Source organism: Streptomyces sp. NPDC029216 (genome assembly GCF_040648015.1).
Taxonomy (GTDB): Bacteria; Actinomycetota; Actinomycetes; order Streptomycetales; family Streptomycetaceae; genus Streptomyces.
On record NZ_JBEZWL010000143.1, the window covers coordinates 1 to 18646 of the forward strand.

Sequence of the window (18646 nt, forward strand, 5' to 3'; positions counted from 1 at the left end):
CGCGGCGGGGGCGGCGCCGGCCGCCCAGGCCAGCGCGGGCAGGAGCGTGGCGAGGGACGCGGTCGCGAGGGCGGCGGCCCGTGGGGGTGTCAGGAGTCGGGACATGCGGACCATGGGAGGCGGGGCGGGCGGACATCGCCAGGGGCGGGAACCGGTCGTTCGAGCATCGCTCAATGCCCTGTCGGCATGCCCTGCCGGCATGACTCCCCGCCCTCAGCGCGCCGGTTCGCGGACCGGCGCCTTGCGTCCGGCGTGCGCGATGAACGCGCGGGCCGCACGGCTCAGCGGGCGCCGGGCGTGCGCGATGCCCACCGGGCGCAGCAGGGGCGGGGAGAAGGAGCGGATCTCCGCCCTGGTGCCGAAGGCCCTGGAGACGACGTCCCGGTACCAGATGAGGGAGCCGCGCCCGTCCGTCACTCCCGTCACCCAGGCGAGCCGCTCGTCGACCTCCAGGGAGGGAACGGGGCGGACGCCCATGCAGCTGAACATGGCCTCCATCTCGGTACGGCGGCCCGTCCCCGGGGTGGGCAGCACCATCGGGAGCCCGTCGAGCATGCGCAGGGGCACGGGGTGGGGCAGCCGGGTGCCGATCGGGGAGATCAGCACCACCTCGCGCTCCTGGATGAAGTGCGAGGACAGCTCCTGGTCCACGGGCAGGTCGACGAGCGCCAGCTCGGCCCGGCCCTGGTTGAGTTCCTGGACGAGGGCCTCCCTGCTGTCGTGCTGCTGCACCTTGACCTCCGCGCCGGGGCGGCCCGCGGTGAAGCCGGCGACCAGATCGGTGGCGAGGTCGAGGGCGAGCGTGGGGGTGGTGACGAGGGTGAGGGCGGCCTGCGGGCCCTTGCCCTGGGGGGTCCCGATGTCGTCGATGGCCTCCACCGCGTTGAGCACGGTACGGGCCAGCCGGACGACCCGGGCCCCCTCCGGCGTGAGGTCCACCCCCCTTCCCCGCCGGGCCAGGAGTTCGACGCCCAGATCACGTTCCATGGCCTGGACCGCCCTCGACAGGGCGGACTGGGCGACGAAGACGGAGGCGGCCGCACCCGTGATGGACCGGCAGTCGGCGACGGCGACGAGGTAGCGGAGTTGCGCGAGGGTGGGGGTCATGACCGGACGGTAACCGCGCGAGCACGCACCCGTAAGAGCCGTTGGATGAACAACTGCCCGATTCTCAGAGCCCGTTCATGCCCGATGGGCGGCAACGCATGCCGGTGCGGCATGAGCCCGGGGGATTCCCGCAGCTCCCCGCGCACGCCGGGCCAGCCGGTCTGCGGGAAACGGTGCAGGTCAGGGGGCTGGTCCCGGTGTGCGGTCGCGTCCGCGCCCTGGCCGGCCCGCGCCACGACGGCGCGAAGCGGACTGTTCCGCATGGCTGTTGACAGTGCGCGGCACCCCTCGCACGATGCATCGCGGCGCCGGGACCGTTGACCCTCGTTCAAGCCCGGGTCCCGCCCCGCCTCATCGCAGCGTCATCGTACGACCCACCGCTCTCCCCCGTTCTTCCGCCCTGTATTGCGTCATGTCACACAGCACTGGAAGAGGAGCGCCCGTGACCCCTCCCCCGCAGTCCGCCGCCGCCCGCGATCTGGTCGTCGCGGTCAGTCCGTTCGAGGAACCGCACCCGCGGATCGTGACCGCCGCCGTACGCGCCGGGGCCCTGGGGCTGCTCGACCTCGGCCGGGATCCGGACGTCGCGCGGCACGCCTTCGAGGAGCTGGGGCGGCGGCTCGGCGGCGACGCCACCGCCGGAGGTGACGGCACGCGAAGTGGCGGCATGCCGAGTGGCGGCGGCCGGTACGGGGTTCGGGTGCCCGCGGGGTGCCCGACCGGGCCGGGGGAGCTGCCGCCCGCGGTGGACACCGTGCTGCTCGCCGGCCCCGCCGAACACACCCGGGAGCGGGTGGCCGCCTGGGCCGGGGCGGCCGGCCGGCCCCGGGTGTGGGCGGAGGTCACCGGTCCCGCGGAGGCCGCCGCGGCCGTGGCCGCCGGAGCCGAGGGGCTGGTCGCCAAGGGCCACGAAGCCGGCGGCCGGGTGGGCGGGGCCACCTCTTTCGTCCTCCTCCAGCAGCTGCTCGGGGATTCCGGGCCGGGGGTACCCGTGCGGGTCTGCGGGGGGATCGGGCCGCACACCGCTGCGGCGGCCGTGGCCGGCGGCGCCGCGGGGGTGCTGCTCGACGTACAGCTCGCCCTCACCGCGGAGTGCGAGGACGCCCTTCCCGCCGAAGTGGCGGCGGCGCTACGGGCCATGGACGGATCCGAGACCCGACTGCTGGACGGGCACCGGGTGTTCACCCGCCCCGACCTGACCCCGCCCGAGGGACCCGTGCCGGCGCTGCTCGGCGCCCGGGACCTGCGGGCGCAGCTGCTGCCCGTCGGGCAGGACGGGGCCTCGGCGGCCCGGCTTGCCTCCCGGCACCGGACCACCGGCGGGGTGGTCCGGGCCGTCCGTGCGGCCGTCACCGGGCACCTGGAGTCCGCCGTACGGGCCCGCCCGCTGGAGCGTCCGCTCACCGTCGCGCAGGGGCCCATGACCCGGGTCAGCGATCAGGCCGCCTTCGCCGAGGCGGTCGCGGCCGCGGGCGGGCTCCCGTACCTCGCGCTCGCGGTGATGGAGGGCCCGGACGTCCGCCGGCTCCTCGCCGCGACCGCCGCACGGCTCGGGGACCGCCCGTGGGGCGTGGGCCTGCTCGGCTTCGCCCCCGAGGCGTTGCGGCGGGAGCAGCTGGCGGCCGTCACCGAGGCCCGCCCCCCGTACGCGATCATCGCCGGCGGGACCCCGGCGCAGGCGGCGCCACTGGAGGCGGCCGGGATCCGGACCCATCTCCACGTACCGTCGCCGGGGCTGCTGGAGCGGTATCTCGCCGAAGGGGCGCGGCGGTTCGTCTTCGAGGGGCTGGAGTGCGGCGGGCACGTGGGGCCGCGCGCCTCGTTCCCGCTGTGGGAGGAGCAGATCGAGCTGCTGCTGTCCTGCCCTGAACCGCGGGAGCTGGACGTGCTGTTCGCGGGCGGCATCCATGACGAGCGCTCCGCCGCCATGGCGGCGGCGGCCGCGGCGCCGCTGGCCGAGCGGGGGGCGCGGATCGGCGTCCTGATGGGCACCGCCTACCTGTTCACCCGGGAGGCCGTGGACTGCGGGGCCGTGCTGCCGGTCTTCCAGCGGGCGGCGGTGGAATGCGCGGAGACCGTCCTGCTGCACACCGCCCCCGGGCACGCCACGCGCTGCGCGGCCACCCCGTACACCGAGACCTTCGAGGCCGCGCGGCGAAGGCTATCGGAGGAGGGCGCCGCCCCGCGCGCGATGTGGGAGGAGCTGGAACGGCTCAACCTGGGCCGCCTGAGAATAGCGGCAAAGGGCCTACGCCGCCCGACCGTTGGTACGGCCGGGACGGACGACACGACCGGCACGGACGGAACAGCCGGGACGGCCGGGACAGCCAGGCCCGTCAGGCCGGACGGGACGGACGGCACGACCAGGCCGGCCAGGGCAGACGGAACGGCCGAGCCAGACGACACGACCAGGCCGGACGCCACAGCCAGGCCCTCCAGGGCGGACGCAACGAACGGGACGGACGGCACGACCAGGCCGGACGGCACGATCAGGCCGGCCAGGGCGGACGGGACGGCCGGGCCGGATGGCACAGTCAGGCCGGACGGCGGCCCGGCGGGCGGGACGGACCACGGCGCGGGAGCCGCAGGGGACGGCCGCGTGCACGGCGCGGCTGGAGGCGCGGTCGACGGCGGGGCGGGACGCACGACCGACAGCGCAGCGGGAGGGTCGGCGGACGGCGTAGCGTTTCGGGCGGCCAGGCCCGTCCCCGGTGGCGGGCCGGGGCCGAACGCCGCGTCGGAACCTGCGGTCGCACCGGAACCGGCCGGTGGGTCGGATCGCTCCGGTGGGTCGCACCGTTCCGCTGGGTCGGAGCGTGCCGGTGGGTCGCCCCGCGCCAACGGTTCGCACCGTGCCGATGGTGGGTCGGGCCGGGCCCAGGCGCCCGACCCCGCCCTCGGGCTGAGCCCCAACAATGGGCCGGACGCCGCAGGCGGGCCGGGCCTCGGCGCCGTGTCCGGGCTGGCCGGGGCGGCGGGCGGTGCCGGCGGGCCCGGTTCACCCCTCGGGCCGGGCCCCGTCGAGGGGGCCGAGCCCGCCGACACTCCGGAGGCCGGGGGTGGGGCAGCCGGCTACGGCGGGTCGGGCGCGGCCGGTCCCGGCGCGCTGGAGGCCGTGGACGAGGAACAGCAGTACGCGGAGGGGCTGTTCATGCTCGGGCAGGCCGCCACGCTGCGGTCCGCCACCACCACCGTCGCGCGGCTGCACGCCCAGGTGACCGAAGGGGCGACCCGGTTCCTGGAGCGGCGGGCCCGGGAGCTGACCGCACCCGGGGCGGGGCCCCGGACGGAGCCGGCCGGGGCCGGACCGCTGGACGTCGCCGTCGTCGGCATGGCCTGCGCCTACCCGGGCTCCCCCGACCTCGCCGCCTACTGGGCGCGGATCCTGGACGGCACGGACGCGGTCACCGAGGTGCCGGCCGAGCGCTGGGACCCGGCCCTCTACTACGACCCCGACCCCGCGCGGGCCGGCGAGCGCACCCCCTCCCGCTGGGGCGGATTCCTCGGCCCGGTGCCCTTCGACGCCCTCGCGCACGGCATCCCGCCCACCGCCCTGGCCGGGATCGAGCCGGTCCAGCTGCTGGCCCTGGAGATCTCCGCGCGGGCCCTCGCCGACGCCGGCTACGGCAAGGAGCGGGAGTTCGACCGGTCCCGTACGGGGGTGGTCTTCGGCGCCGAGGCCGGTACCGAGCTGGCCGGCGCGTACGGGCTGAGGGCGCTGCTGCCCTCCTACCTGGGCTCGGTCCCCGCCGGGCTGGACGAGCAACTGCCCCGGCTCACCGAGGACTCCTTCCCCGGCGTCCTCGCCAACGTCATCGCTGGCCGGGTCGCCAACCGGCTCGACCTCGGCGGCGCGAACTGCACCGTCGACGCCGCCTGCGCGTCCTCCCTCGCCGCCCTGGACCTCGCCTGCCGCCAACTGCGCGACGAGGACTGCGACATGGTGCTGTGCGGGGGCGCCGACGTGCACAACGGGATCAACGACTACCTGATGTTCTCCTCGGTCCGGGCCCTCTCCCCCGGCGGCCGCTGCCGTCCCTTCGACGCGGCCGCCGACGGGATCGCGCTCGGCGAGGGGGTCGGCGTCCTGGTGCTCAAGCGGCTCGCGGACGCCGAACGGGACGGCGACCGGGTGTACGCGGTGGTCAAGGCGGTCGGGGCGGCCAGCGACGGCCGGTCGCTGGGCCTGACGGCCCCCCGGCCGGAAGGGCAGCGCCGGGCCCTGGACCGGGCCTACGCCCGGGCCGGGATCAGCCCGGCCGAGGTGGGGCTGGTGGAGGCGCACGGCACCGGCACGGTGGTCGGCGACAGCACCGAACTGGCCGTGCTGACCGAGCTGTTCACCGATGCCGGGGCCGCGCCCGGATCCTGTGCGCTGGGCTCGGTGAAGTCGCAGCTGGGGCACACCAAGTGCGCGGCCGGGCTGGCCGGGCTGATCAAGGCGGCCCGGGCGGTCCACTCGGGCGTGCGGCCGCCCACCCTGCACATCGACGCGCCGAACCCGGCCTGGCGGGAGGCGGACAGCCCGTTCTTCTTCGACGCGGAGGCCCGGCCCTGGGCGGTGCCCCCGGAGCGGCGGATCGCCGGAGTGAGCGCCTTCGGCTTCGGCGGCACCAACTACCATGCCGTGCTGGCCGGTTACTCCGGGGCCGAGGAGCCGGCGCACGGTCGGGAGGAGTGGCCGGCCGAGCTGTTCTGCTTCCGCGGCGAGGACCGGCGGGCGGCGGGCCGGGCGATGGCGCGGCTCGCGGCCCGGCTGGAGGAGAACGACGCGGCCGGGCGGCCCTGGGCCCTGCGGGACCTCGCGGCGGAGGCCGCAGCGTCGGGCCGGGGCCCGGTCCGGGTGGCGGTCGTGGCCGCCGATCCGGCGGAGCTCGCGGTCCGGCTGGAGCGGGCCCGGGCGTTCGCTCCCGGCGCGGGGGTCCACGTACGGGAGGAGTCGGCGGACCCGGGCCGGGTGGCGTTCCTCTTCCCCGGGCAGGGCAGTCAACGGCCGGGCATGCTCGGCGAGTTGTTCACGGCGTTCCCGGCGCTGCGCGGACTGCTGGACGGGGCGCCGCCGGACGTGGTGTCGGCGGTGTTCCCGCCGGCGGCCTTCAGCGCCGAGGGGCGGGCGGCCCGGCGGGCGGCCGTCACCGACACCCGGGTGGCGCAGCCGGCCCTGGGCCTGGCCGGGGCGGCGGCCCATCTGCTGCTCGGGCGGCTCGGGGTGCGGCCGGACTGCGTGGCCGGGCATTCGTACGGGGAGCTCACCGCACTGTGGGCGGCCGGGGTGTACGGCATGCCGGAGCTGCTGCGGCTGAGCGCGCGCCGGGCCGAGGCGATCCTGGCGGCCGCCGGGGCCGATCCGGGGTCGATGGCGGCGGTGTCGGCGGCGGTGGAGGAAGTACGGGACATCGCCGCGCGTGCCGGATGCGTGGTGGCGAACCACAACGCGCCCCGGCAGTGCGTGATCTCGGGTCCGGGCGCGGCGGTGACGGAGGCGGTGTCCGCGCTGCGGGCGGCGGGGCTGTCGGCGGAGCCGATCCCGGTGGCCTGCGCGTTCCACAGCGAGGTGGTGGCCGGGGCCGCCGGGGCGCTGGCGGCCGAGCTGGCGGGTACGGAGCTGGGCGCGGCGGCCGTACCGGTGTGGTCGAACACCACGGCCGGGCCGTATCCGGCCGGGGCCGATGCCGTACGGGGTCTGCTGGCGCGGCAGGTCGCGGAGCCGGTCCGGTTCGTGGAGCAGGTGGAGGCCATGTACGCGGACGGGGTGCGGACCTTCGTGGAGGCGGGGCCCGGACGGGTGCTCTCCGGGTTGGTCGGGCGGATCCTGCGGGACCGGCCGCACACGGTGGTCCCGCTGGACGTGCCGGGTGAGCACGGCCTGTTCCGGCTGGTGACGGCCCTGGCGGAACTGGTGGCGGCGGGCGTGCCGGTGGAGCCGGAGGCCCTGTTCCGGGGCCGGACCCGCCGCCTGCCGGAGCGCGCGCCGAACCGTCCGGGCTGGCTGGTGGACGGCCACCTGGTCCGCACCGCCGCCGGCGACCCGGTCCCCGGCGGACTCCGCCCGGCCCGACGGGTGCCCCTACCGTGGCCGGCGACCGACACCGACACCCCGCCAGGACCCGCCTGGGCCGCCCACCCCACGCCCCGGCCCGAACCCGGGGCTCCGTGGGCCATCCCCCGAACGACCCCGACCAGGGCCGGAGTTGCACCGGGCAGCCCCGGGGCCGCTGCGGCCGGTCCGAGCGCGGCGCTCCCTGAACCCGGGACTCCGTGGGCCGCTGCGGCCCTGCCCGGGGCCGCGACCTCCTGGGCACACGCCCGAATGACGGCGCGGACCACCGCGGCCGACCAGAACACGGCACAGCCCGAGCCCGGGTCTCCCTGGACGGCCCCCGGAACCACACCAGCCGAAGCCGCGGCTTCCCCCGCCGGCCCGACTGCACCCCAGCCCGGAGCCGCAACCTCCTGGGCGCACGCCCGAATGACGGCCCCTGGGACCACCGCGGCCGACCAGAACACGGCACCGCCCCAGGCCGGGGGTTGGCCGACGGAATCCCGGACGGTGCCGGCCTGGGCCGGAGCTGCCGGGGTCGCCCAGAGCGCGGGGCGGCCCGAGCCCGGGGCTGCGGGGGCCGGCATCTCGTGGGTCGGCGCCCGGGAAATGGCAGTGCTGGAGTACCTGCGCGGGAGCCGCGAACTGGTCGCTGCGCAGCGGGAGGTGCTGCTGGGATACCTGGGGGCGGGCACGTCCGCCGCCTCCGGGCCGGGCGGGGCGCGCGAGGCCGTCGAGGTCCCGTCGGCCGCCTTCGGCGCGGGGTGGATACCGGCGACCGGGCCGAACGGCTGGGCGCAGGCCGAGGCCGCAGCGGCGGTGCCGTCGGCCCCCGGGGCCGGATGGGTCCCGGCCACCGGGCCGATTCCCAGGCCGGAGGCTGCACCGTGGACGGAACCCACCGGCTCCGGTAGCGGATGGGCACCGGCAACCGGTCCTGGCGGCGGAGCACCCACGGGGCCAGCCCCCTGGGCGACCCCGACGGGCTCCAACGCTGGATGGGCACCCGCAACCGGCCCGGACAACGGCGCACGCACGGGGGCAGCACCGTGGACGGACCCGGCCGGCTGGGTCAACGGATGGGCGCCGACGACCGGTCCCGATGGCGGGGCACACCCGGGAGCAGCCCCCTGGGCGGGCCCGACGGGCTCCAGCTGGGCGCCCGCGATCGGCCCGGACGGCGGCGCGCCCGGGATTCCCGGCGGGGTGTGGGCGTCGTTCGCCGGGGCTGATGGTGGGGCGGCGGTGGACGAGGCGCCGTGGGCCGGGGTCGGCGGCGCGGTCGGGTCGGGCGGGCCCGGTGGCGGGGGGCCTCGTACGGCCGAGGAGGTCATGGAGGCCGTGCTGGAGATCGTCCAGACGCGGACCGGCTATCCCCCGGACATGCTCGACCCCGGGCTGGACCTGGAGGCGGACCTGTCCATCGACTCCATCAAGCGGGTGGAGATCATCGGCGCCCTCGCGGACCGCATCGGTCTCCCCCGGGACACCGGTGGCTCCGACGGGTCCGCGGTGGAGGAGCTGTCCCGGATCAAGACCCTGCGCGGGATCGTGGACTGGGTCGTCACGCACACGGCCGGCCCTGAGCCGGGTCCCGAGCCGGGCCGGTCTCCGAACGCCGATACGGCAGCGCCGCCCGTTCTGGGTTCACCGACGGGCGGGCCCGGGTCCCCGGACCCCATCGCGGCTGCGGTCACCGCCTCGGCCCCGGCCGGGGCCGGAACCCAGGTCACTGCTCCGGTCGCGGGCCTCGCCCAGGCCCAGGCCCCTTCCCCCGCACCGGCTTCGCCGTCGGCCGGGGTGCTGACTCCGGGGCCGGTCACCGCCGGGAGTCCGGCTGACGCCACGGCTTCGCTCGCGGATGCGGCATCGGCCTCGGGAACGGGAGCGGTTCCGTACTCCGTGCAGGCGGCTGCCGGCTCCACGGTGCCGAGCCCGGTACCGGCCCCGGTGCCCGCCACCGGCACGGCCGAGGTCGCGGCCCCCGGGGCCGTGCGCGGCGGCGGGGTCGTCGCGGACCGCGGGGCGGTGGTGCGGATGCGGGTCGACCCGGTGCCCGTCGAGGCGGCCGGCGGGGAGCCGGAGCGGCTGCGCGGGCTGCGGGTCGGGGTCGTCGACGACGGGCAAGGGGTTGCCGGTTCCGTCGTCGGGGTGTTGCGGGAGCAGGGGGTCGAGGCCGGGGTCCTCGCGGGCGTCGACGCCGGGTGGGACGGGGTCGTCGACCTCTCCGCGCTGCGGGCCGGGGGCGAGCCGGTGCTGCCCGGGGCCTTCGGCGGGCTGCGGCGGGCGCTGGTCGGCGGGACCGGGCGCGTCCTGCTCGTCGGCGTGCCCGGCACGGGCGGCGCCGGTCTGCACGGGTTCGCCCGCAGTGCCGCCCTGGAGTTCCCCGGCACGCTGATCCGTGCCGTCGAGGTCCACCCCAAGGAGGAGCCCGCGCGGATCGCCGCCCACGTGCTCGCCGAGCTGGGCTGCGCGCCGGGCGACGGCGGGCCCGCCTCCGTCGGGTACGCCCTGGACGGCACCCGGTACGTGCGCGGGCCGGTGCCCGCTCCGCTGTACGCGGCCGGCGAGTCCGCCCTCCCCGGCCCGGAGTCGGTGGTGCTGCTCACCGGCGGCGCCCGCGGGATCACCGCCCGGACGGCCCTCGCGCTGGCCCGCGCCACCGGATGCCACATCGAGCTGATCGGCCGTACGCCCGAACCCCCGCCCACCCCCGACGAGTTCGGCCAGGCCCACGACCGGGTCGCGCTGCGCGCCGCGCTGATCGCCTCGGGGCTGCGCACCCCCGCCGAGATCGAGGCGGCCGCCTCGCGGATCCTCGCCGAACGCGAGGTGCGCGGCACCCTGGCCGCCCTCGCCGGCGCGGCGGCCTCCGTCCGCTACCACCGCGCCGACGTCACGGACGAGGAGGCCGTACGGGCCGTCGTGGCCGGGATACGGGCCCGGCACGGCCGGCTCGACGGGATCGTGCACGGCGCGGGCCTCCTGCGGGACGGGCTGCTGCGCGACAAGCGGACGGAGGACTTCGCGGAGGTGTTCGCCGCCAAGGTGGCCGGCGCCCGCCACCTGGCCGCCGCGGCCGCCGAGCACGGCCCCTGCCCCGCGCCCCGGTTCCTGGCCCTGTTCGGGAGCGTCGCCGGGGTGTACGGCAACCGCGGCCAGAGCGACTACGCCGCCGCCAACGACGCCCTCGACGGCCTCGCGCACGCCTGGGCCCAGTCCTTCCCCGGGCGGGTGCTGTCCGTCGACTGGGGTCCGTGGGCGGCCGAGGCGGGCGGAATGGTCACCCCCGAGCTGGCGCGCGCGTACGCCGGGCGCGGCATCCCGCTCATCGGCCCGGACGACGGGACCACCGCGTTCCTCGACGAACTGGCGTACGGGAGCGAGGTGCAGGTGGTCCTGATGGCGGCGCAGGCAGAGGCACAGGCGCAGGCGCAGGCACAGGCTCCGGCAGAGGGGCCGGCGGAGGGGCGGGGCGATGAGTGAGCGGGAGCGACAGCGGCAGGGGCGGCGGCGCGGCCCCCGGCCGTCCGACGCGGCGATCGTCGGGATGGGCGCGGTGTTCCCGGGGGCCGCGGACCTGGCCGCGTACCGGCGCAACCTGTTCTCCGGCGCGGACTGCATCGGTGACGTCCCCCCGCAGCGCTGGGACCCCGAGGTGTACTACCACCCGGACGGCGCCGCCGGTCCCGTGGCCGGCGACCGGTTCTACTGCCGGCGCGGCGGGTTCGTCGACGGGCTGGCCGCCTTCGACCCGACCCGGTTCGGGATCATGCCGGCGGCCGTCGAGGGGGCGGAGCCGGACCAGATGCTGGCCCTGCAGGCGACGGCCGAGGCCGTCGCGGACGCGGGCGGCGAGGGGCGGCTGCCGGCCGACCGGTCCCGGATCGGGGTGGTGCTGGGGCGCGGCGGGTTCATGGGCGTGGCGACGGCCCGGCTCGACCAACGGGTGCGTACGGCCCACCAGGTGGCGCAGACCCTGCGGGAGCTGGCGCCGGAGCTCGGGGAGCGGCGGATCGCCGAGGTGCGGGCGGCGTTCCAGGACGCGCTGGGCCCGGAGCGGCCCGACGCGTCGATCGGCCTGGTGCCGAGCTTCACCGCGGCGCGGACCGCGAACCGGATGGACTTCCGCGGCCCCGCCTACACCCTGGACGCGGCCTGCGCCTCCTCGCTGCTGGCCGTGGACCAGGCGGTGGGGCTGCTGGCCGCGGGGCGCTGCGACGTGGTGGTGGCGGGGGCGGTGCACCACTGCCACATCGCCACCCTGTGGAGCGTGTTCACGCAGCTGCGGGCGCTGAGCCCGAGCGAGCGGATCCGTCCCTTCGACCGGCGGGCCGACGGGACGCTGCTGTCCGAGGGGACGGGGGTGGTGCTCCTGAAGCGGCTGGCGGACGCGCGGCGGGACGGCGACCGCGTGTACGCGGTGGTCCGCGGGACGGGGGTGGACGGGGACGGCCGCGCGGCGAGCCTGATGAGCCCGCTGGTGGCGGGGCAGGTACGGGCGCTGGAGCGGGCCTGGCGGGAGGCCGGCCTGGACCCCCGGGAGCCGGGCGCGCTGGGGCTGCTGGAGGCGCACGGCACGGGCACCCCGGTGGGCGATGCGGCCGAACTGGACACCCTGGCACGGGTGTTCGGCCCGCCCAGGCCTGGCGAAGGGCCCGGGATCGGCTTCGGGTCGGTCAAGTCGATGCTCGGCCACACCATGCAGGCCTCCGGCATGGCCGGGCTGATCAAGGCCGCGCTGGCGGTGCACGAGGGGGTGCTGCCGCCGACGCTGCACCTGGAGGAGCCGCACCCGGACCTGGCCCGGACCCGGATGCGGCCGGTGACGGCCGCGGAGCCCTGGGAGCGGGGGGCCACGCCGCGCCGGGCCGGGGTGAACGCCTTCGGATTCGGCGGGATCAACGCGCACGTGGTGCTGGAGGAGGCTCCGGCGGCCGATCGTCCGGCGGTGCTTCCGGTGCGCAGGTTCCTGCCGTCGGCGGGGCCGGCCGCGCCGGTGGGAACGCCGGGCGCGCCCGGCGGCGTACTGCTGCTGGCGGCGGAGAGCCCGGCCGGGCTGTCGGCGCTGCTGGCTGCGGACGCGCCGGTGTCGGGTGGTGAAGGGCCGTGCCGGCTCGCGGTGTTCGGGCCGACGCCGCAGCGACTCGCGCTGGCCGCGAAGGCGGTCGCCCGGGGGCGGGCCTGGCGGGGGCGCGGGGACGTGTGGTTCACCCCGGAGCCGCTGGGCGGGCGGGTGGCGTTCCTGTTCCCCGGCCTGGAGCCGGAGTTCGCGCCGGTGCTGGACGACGTGGCGGACCGGCTGGGATTCCCGCGGCCGCGGCTCGGCCGGGGCGACGGGCTCGTCGAACGGGCCCTGGACGCCGTCGCGACGGGCCGGTTCCTCGCCCGGGTGCTGCCGGCCCTCGGTATCGAGGCCGATGTGCTGGCGGGCCACAGCCTGGGCGAGTGGGCGGCGATGGTGGCCGCCGGGCTGTACCCGCAGGAGGCCGCCGACACCTTCCTCGACTCGCTGCGGCCCGGTTCGCTGAGGGTCCCCGACCTCGTGTACGCGGCGCTGGGCTGCGGTGCGGAGCGGGCGCGGGCGGCGCTGCACGGGCTGGAGCGGGTGGTCGTCAGCCACGACAACTGCCCGCACCAGTCGGTGATCTGCGGTGAGCCGGACCAAGTGGCCGCGGCGGTCGGACGGTTGCGCGGCGAGGGGGTGCTCGGGCAGGAACTGCCGTTCCGTTCGGGGTTCCACACGCCGATGTGGGAGCCGTACCTCGGGCAGGTCCGTGCGGCCTTCGCCCGGCTGCCGCTGCGGGCGGGTTCGGTGCCGGTCTGGTCGGCGACCACGTGCGCGCCGTTCCCGTCCGGGGAGCGGGAGGTACGGGAGCTGGTGGTCCGCCACCTGCTGGAGCCGGTCCGCTTCCGCGAGCTGACGCTGCGCCTGTACGAGGAGGAGGGCGTGCGGAGCTTCGTCACGCTGGGCCCGGGCAGCCTGCCGGGCTTCGCCGAGGACACCCTGCGCGACCGCCCCCACCTCTCGGTGCCCTGCTCCTCCCCACGCCTCCAGGGCCTGGCCTCCCTGAGCCGAGCGTGCGCGGCACTCTGGGCGGAGGGTCACGCCCCGCGCTGGGAGCTGCTGCTCCCCTCGGGCGGGTCGTCGGGGACGGCGCCCGGGCCCTCGTCCGCCATTCCGTCCGAGGCCGGCCCCGGGCCTACGCCGGCCGCTCCGGCCGAGACGGGCCCCGGGCCTACACCCGCCGGTGCGGCCGAAGCAGGCCCCGGGCCTACACCCGGCGGTGCAGCCGAGGCGGGCCCCGGGCCCACGCCCGACGCTCCGGCCCAGCCGATCCCCACGCCTACACCCGCCGGTGCGGCCGAAGCAGGCCCCGGATCCACACCCGGCGGTGCGGCAGGGACGGGGAACGCGCGTCCGGCGCCCTCCGCCACGCGGCCCGCGGCCGCCACCCGGACGGCCTCCCGGGGGCGGGCCGTTCCGCTGGACCTCGGTTCGCCGCTCGTCCGGCTGGGCGAGACGGCCCGGGCCAAGCTCGGCGGGCTCCTGTCCACGGCACCGGCTCCGATGGCACCGGCCCTCCCGGGGGCGGCCGTGCCGGGACCGGCCCTCCCAGGGGCGCCCGTCCCGAGGGCGGCCGTCCCGGGGGCCCTCCCGGGGGCGGCCGTGCCGGGGGCGGCCGTACCGGGACCGGCCCTCCCAGGGGCAGCCGTCCCAGGGGCAGCCGTCCCGAGGGCGGCCATCCCGGGGGCGGCCGCGCAGGAGGCTCCGGCGGGTACCCGGCCGGTGCTGTTGTCCGCCCTCGACGCGGTCCTCGACGACACCCGCTCAGCCGCACGGAGCGTCACCGGGGCATGGGCCGCCGGCGGTTCCGCCCCGGCGCCCAGCGGTCCGGTCCCGAGGCCCTCCGGCTCCGTCCCACAGCCGGCCGGATCCGTCCCGGGGCCCAGCAGTCCCAGCCTGGGGCCCGCCGGGCCTCTCCCGACGCCGACCCAAACCGGCCCGTGGCCCGACCGATTCGCCCCGGAACCCTCCGGGTCCGCCCCCAGGCCCGCCGGCTCCTTCCCGGGGCCCGCCGGGTCCACTCAAGGGCCCGCCCGGTCCGCCCAGGGGCCAGCCAGCACCGACCCACGACCCGCCAGGCCCGTCCAAGGGCCCACCGGCACCGCCCCGGCGCCCGCCGGCTCCACCCCGAGGCCCGCCGGGCCTCTCCCGACGCCGGCCCAAACCGGCCCGTGGCCCGACCGATTCGCCCCGGAACCCTCCGGGTCCGCCCCGAGGCACACCGGCTCCGCCCCCAGGCCCGCCGACCCCGCCCCGGCGTCCAGACATCCCGGCCCGGGCCCCGCCGGATCCGGCTCGGGGCCCGGCGGGCTCCTGCCGCAGGCCGGGACCGGTGCTCGGGCGGGGTCGGGGGGCGGTGCGGGAAGGGCCACGGGGAGGGGCGTCCTGCGGCTTTCGCTGGCCGCGCTGCCCTACGTGCGCGACCACTGCGTGTACCTGCAGCCCGACGGGTGGCCCGAGGACTCCGACCGGTTCCCGGTCGTGCCCATGACCACCATGCTGGAGCTGGCGGCCGACGCCGCCCGCCGGTACGCGCCCCGCGGTGCGCCCGTCACCGGGTTCGAGGACGTGCGGGCCCTGCGCTGGCTGCCCGTGGAACCGGCCCTCGACGTCGAGGTCGTGGTCCGGGCCGAGGGGCCCGGCAGGATCCGGGTGGGGATCGGGGAGTACGCCTCGGCCGTCGTCCTGTGCGGCGGCCGGTATGAGGGGCCGCCCGCCCCCGACACCACCCCCCTGCGGGACCCCGGCCCCGCCCCCGTCAGCGCGGCCGCGCTCTACCGCGACCGGTGGATGTTCCACGGCCCGCGCTTCGCCGCCGTGCACGAGGTGCGCACCGTCGCCGAGGACGGCATCGAGGGGGTCGTACGGGCGCTCCCCGACCCGGGGGCCCTGCTCGACGCCGCGGGCCAGCTGTTCGGGCACTGGATGCAGCTGCGGCTCCCGGTGGACCGGCTGGTGTTCCCCGCCACCGTGGACCGCATCCGGTTCTACGGGCCGCCCCCGGCCCTCGGGGAGCTGCTCCGCACCACCGCCCGCGTCCGCGAGGTCCGCGACGTGACCGTGCGCGGGGACATCGAGCTGTGCCGGGCCGGCGGCACGGTGTGGGCCCGGGTCGAGGGGTGGACGTACCGCCGGTTCGGCGCCGACGAGCGGGTCTGGCCGATGAAGTTCACCCCGGAGGTCTGCGGCATCGGCGAGCCCCAGCCGGGCGGCTGGTGCCTGGCGCGGCGGCGCTGGAGCGACCCCGCCTCGCAGGAGCTGGTGATGCGCCGCTATCTGGGCGCCGCCGAACGGGAGGCGTACGGGCGGCTGTCGCCGCGTGCCCGGGCGCCCTGGCTGCTGGGCCGGATCGCGGCCAAGGACGCGCTGCGCCAGGTCCTGTGGGACGGCGGCGCCGGGCCGGTGTTCCCGGCGGAGGTGCCCGTCGGCAACGACGCCGCGGGCCGTCCGCTGGCGCTGGGCCCGCTCACCCGCGGCTTCCGGCTGACGATCGCCCACAAGGACCGGATCGCGGTCGCCCTCGCCGGCCCCGGCGGGCGGGCGGTCGGGATCGACGTGGAGACCGTGACCGCCGACCCGGACGCGCTGGTCCGGATCGCGCTGGGGCCGGGCGAACTCCGCCTGGCCGAGGGCCTGGCCGCCGCCGGGGGCACGGGCCTGCCGGCCGCGCTCACCGCCCTGTGGTGCGCCAAGGAGGCCGCGGCCAAGGCGGAGGGCGGCGGGCTCGGAGGCAGGCCCCGGGAGTGGCGGGTGTCCGGGGACCCGGACGGCGACGGCCTGCTGGTGCGCTCGCCCGCGGGGCGCCCGTACCCGGTCCGCACCACCCTGCTCGGCTCGGCGCCGCTCGACCACGTCGTCGCCTGGACCGGCCGCGGCACGGCGGCCGGCGCCCCCTTCGACCTCACGGAGACACACCATGGCATCTGACATCCTCGCCGAGATCACCGGCATGCTGGTGGAGATCGTCGGCGACGAGTACCTGCTCGCGGACGAGGTGACGATGAGGACGACCTTCAACGAGGACCTCGCCCTGGAGAGCGTCGAGTTCGTCGCCCTCGCCGAGGCGCTGCACCACCGTTACGGCGCGGAGGTGGACCTGATGGGCTTCCTGGCGGAGAAGGACATGGAGGCCATCCTCGCCATGTCGGTGGGTGAACTCGTCACCCACATCGGGCGGATCACGCACCACTCGCTCGCCCGGACCCCGGCCACCCCCTCGTCCCCGCCCGGGAACCCGTCCCCGAACCCTTCATCGTCCCCGAACTTCTCCCCGTCCCCGGACTCTTCCCCGTCGTCGCCCGCGGCCCCGTCCGTCGCGGCCGGCTGAGGCCGCCGTGTCCTTCGTCCGCGCGGGTTCCCTGCGCTTCCACGTCCAGCGGCTCCAGGCCCCCGCCCCGGCGGATCCCGACGCACCCCTGGTGGTGTTCCTCCACGGGCTCGTCGTCGACAACCTGTCCTCCTTCTACTGCCCCCTGGCCCTGCCCGCCGCCCGCGCCGGGCACGAGGTCCTCCTCTACGACCTGCGCGGCCACGGCCGAACCGAGCGCCCGGCCTCCGGCTACGACAGCCGCACCGCCGTCCGGGACCTCCTCGGGCTGCTCGAAGCGCTCGGCCCCGGCCGGCGCCCGGTCCACCTGGTCGGCAACAGCTACGGCGGCACCCTCGCCCTCCACGCCGCCCTGGCCCGGCCCGATCTGGTGACGGGACTCACCCTCCTCGAACCCCCGCTCAGCGGGGCGTGGGTGGAGAACATGCTGGACACCCTGTCGGCCGCCGCGCTCAGCCTGGAGGACAGCCCGGTACCGGCGGAGCTGCTCGGGCTGCGCCTGCGCAAGGCCGCCCGTCTCACGGCCATCGCCGACGAGCTGCTCAACCGCACCACCCTGATCGACGACATCGCCGGGAGCCGTACCTTCACCCCGGCCGACTACGCCCGTCTGCACTGCCCGGTCCTGGTGGTGTGCGGCGAGTACTCCGAACTGGTGGCGGGTGCACGGGAATTGGTCCGCCATGCGGCGCGCGCCCGGCTGCGGGTACTGCCGGGGTTGGGGCACGACGTGCTCAAGGAGACCAGCGGGGCGCTGCGGGGTTCCGTGCTGGCCCATCTCGGAGCGACGGCGGCCGTGCGGCCGCGGGCGGGGGCGCTGGTCCCATGAGGGTGCTCTTCACGGTCCCGCCGCTGGCGGGGCACGTCAATCCGACGGTCGCCGTCGGGGCCGAACTGGTCTCCCGCGGGCACGAGGTGGCCTGGACCGGGCCCGCCCCGGCGCTGGTCCGGCTGCTGCCGGCGTGGGCCCGGATCCTGCCGGCCGGGGAGGAGACCCCGGGCGGCGGTGCGGCGGGCGGCTATGCGGCGCTGCACGACCGGTGGCGCGATCTGCGCGGGGTCGCGGCGCTGCGGTTCCTGTGGGAGGAGGCCCTGGTGCCGCTGGCCAGGGCGATGGTGCCGGGGGTGACGCTGGCCGTCCGGGAGTTCGCGCCGGACGTCATGGTCTGCGACCAGCAGGCCCTGGCGGGGCCGCTGGTCGCGCGGCGGCTCGGCGTGCCGTGGGCGACGTCGGCGACCACCTCGGCCGAACTCACCCGCCCCTTCGCGGACTTCCCGAAGGTCGGCGAGTGGGTGGACGAGCGGATCGCGGGCCTGCTCGCGGAGTTCGGGGACGGTGGCGGGGGCTGGGACCCGCGCTTCTCCGAGCTCCTGGTGCTGGTCTTCTCGACGCCCGAACTGGTGGGCGTGGAGGGGGGTTTCGGGCCGCACCACGCCTTCGTCGGCCCGGCGTTCGGGGCCCGTCCGGCCGTCCCGGGATTCCCCTGGCAGCGGCTGGACCCGGACCGGCTGCGGGTGCTGGTGTCGCTGGGCACCCTCAACCAGGAGGCCGGCGCCCGCTTCTACCGGGCCGTGCTCGGTGCGGCGGGGCAACTCACCCCGCGGGTCCAGCTGGTACTGGCGGCGCCGGCCGCGCTGGTGGGGGACGTGCCCGGGCACGTGCTGCTCCAGGAGCGGGTCCCGCAGCTGGAGTTGCTGCCGCACCTGGACGCGGTGGTCTGCCACGGCGGCCACAACACCGTCTGCGAGGCCCTGGCGTACGGGCTGCCGCTGGTGGTCGCGCCGATCCGCGACGACCAGCCGATCGTGGCCCGGCAGGTCGCCCTGGCCGGGGCCGGGGTCCGGCTGCGGTTCGCCCGGACCGGGGCCGGGGAACTGCGGGACGCGCTCACGGCCGTGCTGGACCGGCCCGGCCCCCGCCGGGCCGCCCGGCGGATCCAGGCCTCCTTCGCCGCGGCGGGCGGAGCCGCCGCCGCGGCCGACCGGTTGGAGAAGCTGATATGACACCTTCCCCTCGTTCCCGGGTCCGCTGGACCTCCGTGCTGCTGCTGGCCGCGCTGGGCACGGGCACCGTACGGGCCGGCCGCCGGCTCCGGGCGGTGCC

The 18646-nt window shown here is 77.6% G+C and carries 6 protein-coding genes; 5 read left to right on the plus strand and 1 reads right to left on the minus strand.

Annotated elements, in window-relative coordinates; all coding sequences use genetic code 11:
* Positions 1–213: 213 nt before the first annotated feature.
* Positions 214–1107: a LysR family transcriptional regulator gene (locus AB0F18_RS32415; protein WP_362067120.1), complete on the minus strand. Its 894-nt coding sequence runs from the start codon at positions 1105–1107 to the stop codon at positions 214–216.
* Between the two features lie 442 nt (positions 1108–1549).
* Here AB0F18_RS32415 and AB0F18_RS32420 point away from each other — a divergent pair, with 442 nt between their 5' ends.
* From AB0F18_RS32420 to AB0F18_RS32440, 5 genes are read left to right on the plus strand one after another with little or no spacing between them, the layout of a single operon-like run.
* Positions 1550–10633 (plus strand): SDR family NAD(P)-dependent oxidoreductase, encoded by a 9084-nt coding sequence (locus AB0F18_RS32420; RefSeq protein ID WP_362067122.1) that lies wholly within the window; start codon positions 1550–1552, stop codon positions 10631–10633.
* Positions 10626–16142 carry a beta-ketoacyl synthase N-terminal-like domain-containing protein gene (locus AB0F18_RS32425; RefSeq protein ID WP_362067124.1) on the plus strand — a complete coding sequence of 1839 codons (5517 nt, stop codon included), beginning with the start codon at positions 10626–10628 and terminating at the stop codon, positions 16140–16142. Before AB0F18_RS32420 ends, AB0F18_RS32425 begins: the two co-directional genes overlap by 8 nt.
* Complete coding sequence (locus AB0F18_RS32430) at positions 16132–16542, plus strand: acyl carrier protein (RefSeq protein ID WP_362067126.1); 411 nt, start codon at positions 16132–16134, stop codon at positions 16540–16542. Before AB0F18_RS32425 ends, AB0F18_RS32430 begins: the two co-directional genes overlap by 11 nt.
* A gap of 7 nt (positions 16543–16549) precedes the next feature.
* Complete coding sequence (locus AB0F18_RS32435; protein WP_362067128.1) at positions 16550–17371, plus strand: alpha/beta hydrolase; 822 nt, start codon at positions 16550–16552, stop codon at positions 17369–17371.
* Positions 17368–18546: a nucleotide disphospho-sugar-binding domain-containing protein gene (locus AB0F18_RS32440; RefSeq protein WP_362067130.1), complete on the plus strand. Its 1179-nt coding sequence runs from the start codon at positions 17368–17370 to the stop codon at positions 18544–18546. Before AB0F18_RS32435 ends, AB0F18_RS32440 begins: the two co-directional genes overlap by 4 nt.
* The last annotated feature ends 100 nt before the right edge of the window (positions 18547–18646 follow it).

Bases quoted from the DNA above. Each gene is read 5' to 3' on its own strand.
- AB0F18_RS32415 (WP_362067120.1), bottom strand. From the start codon at position 1,107: ATGACCCCCACCCTCGCGCAACTCCGCTACCTCGTCGCCGTCGCCGAC.
- AB0F18_RS32425 (WP_362067124.1), top strand. From the start codon at position 10,626: ATGAGTGAGCGGGAGCGACAGCGGCAGGGGCGGCGGCGCGGCCCCCGG.
- AB0F18_RS32430 (WP_362067126.1), top strand. From the start codon at position 16,132: ATGGCATCTGACATCCTCGCCGAGATCACCGGCATGCTGGTGGAGATC.
- AB0F18_RS32440 (WP_362067130.1), top strand. From the start codon at position 17,368: ATGAGGGTGCTCTTCACGGTCCCGCCGCTGGCGGGGCACGTCAATCCG.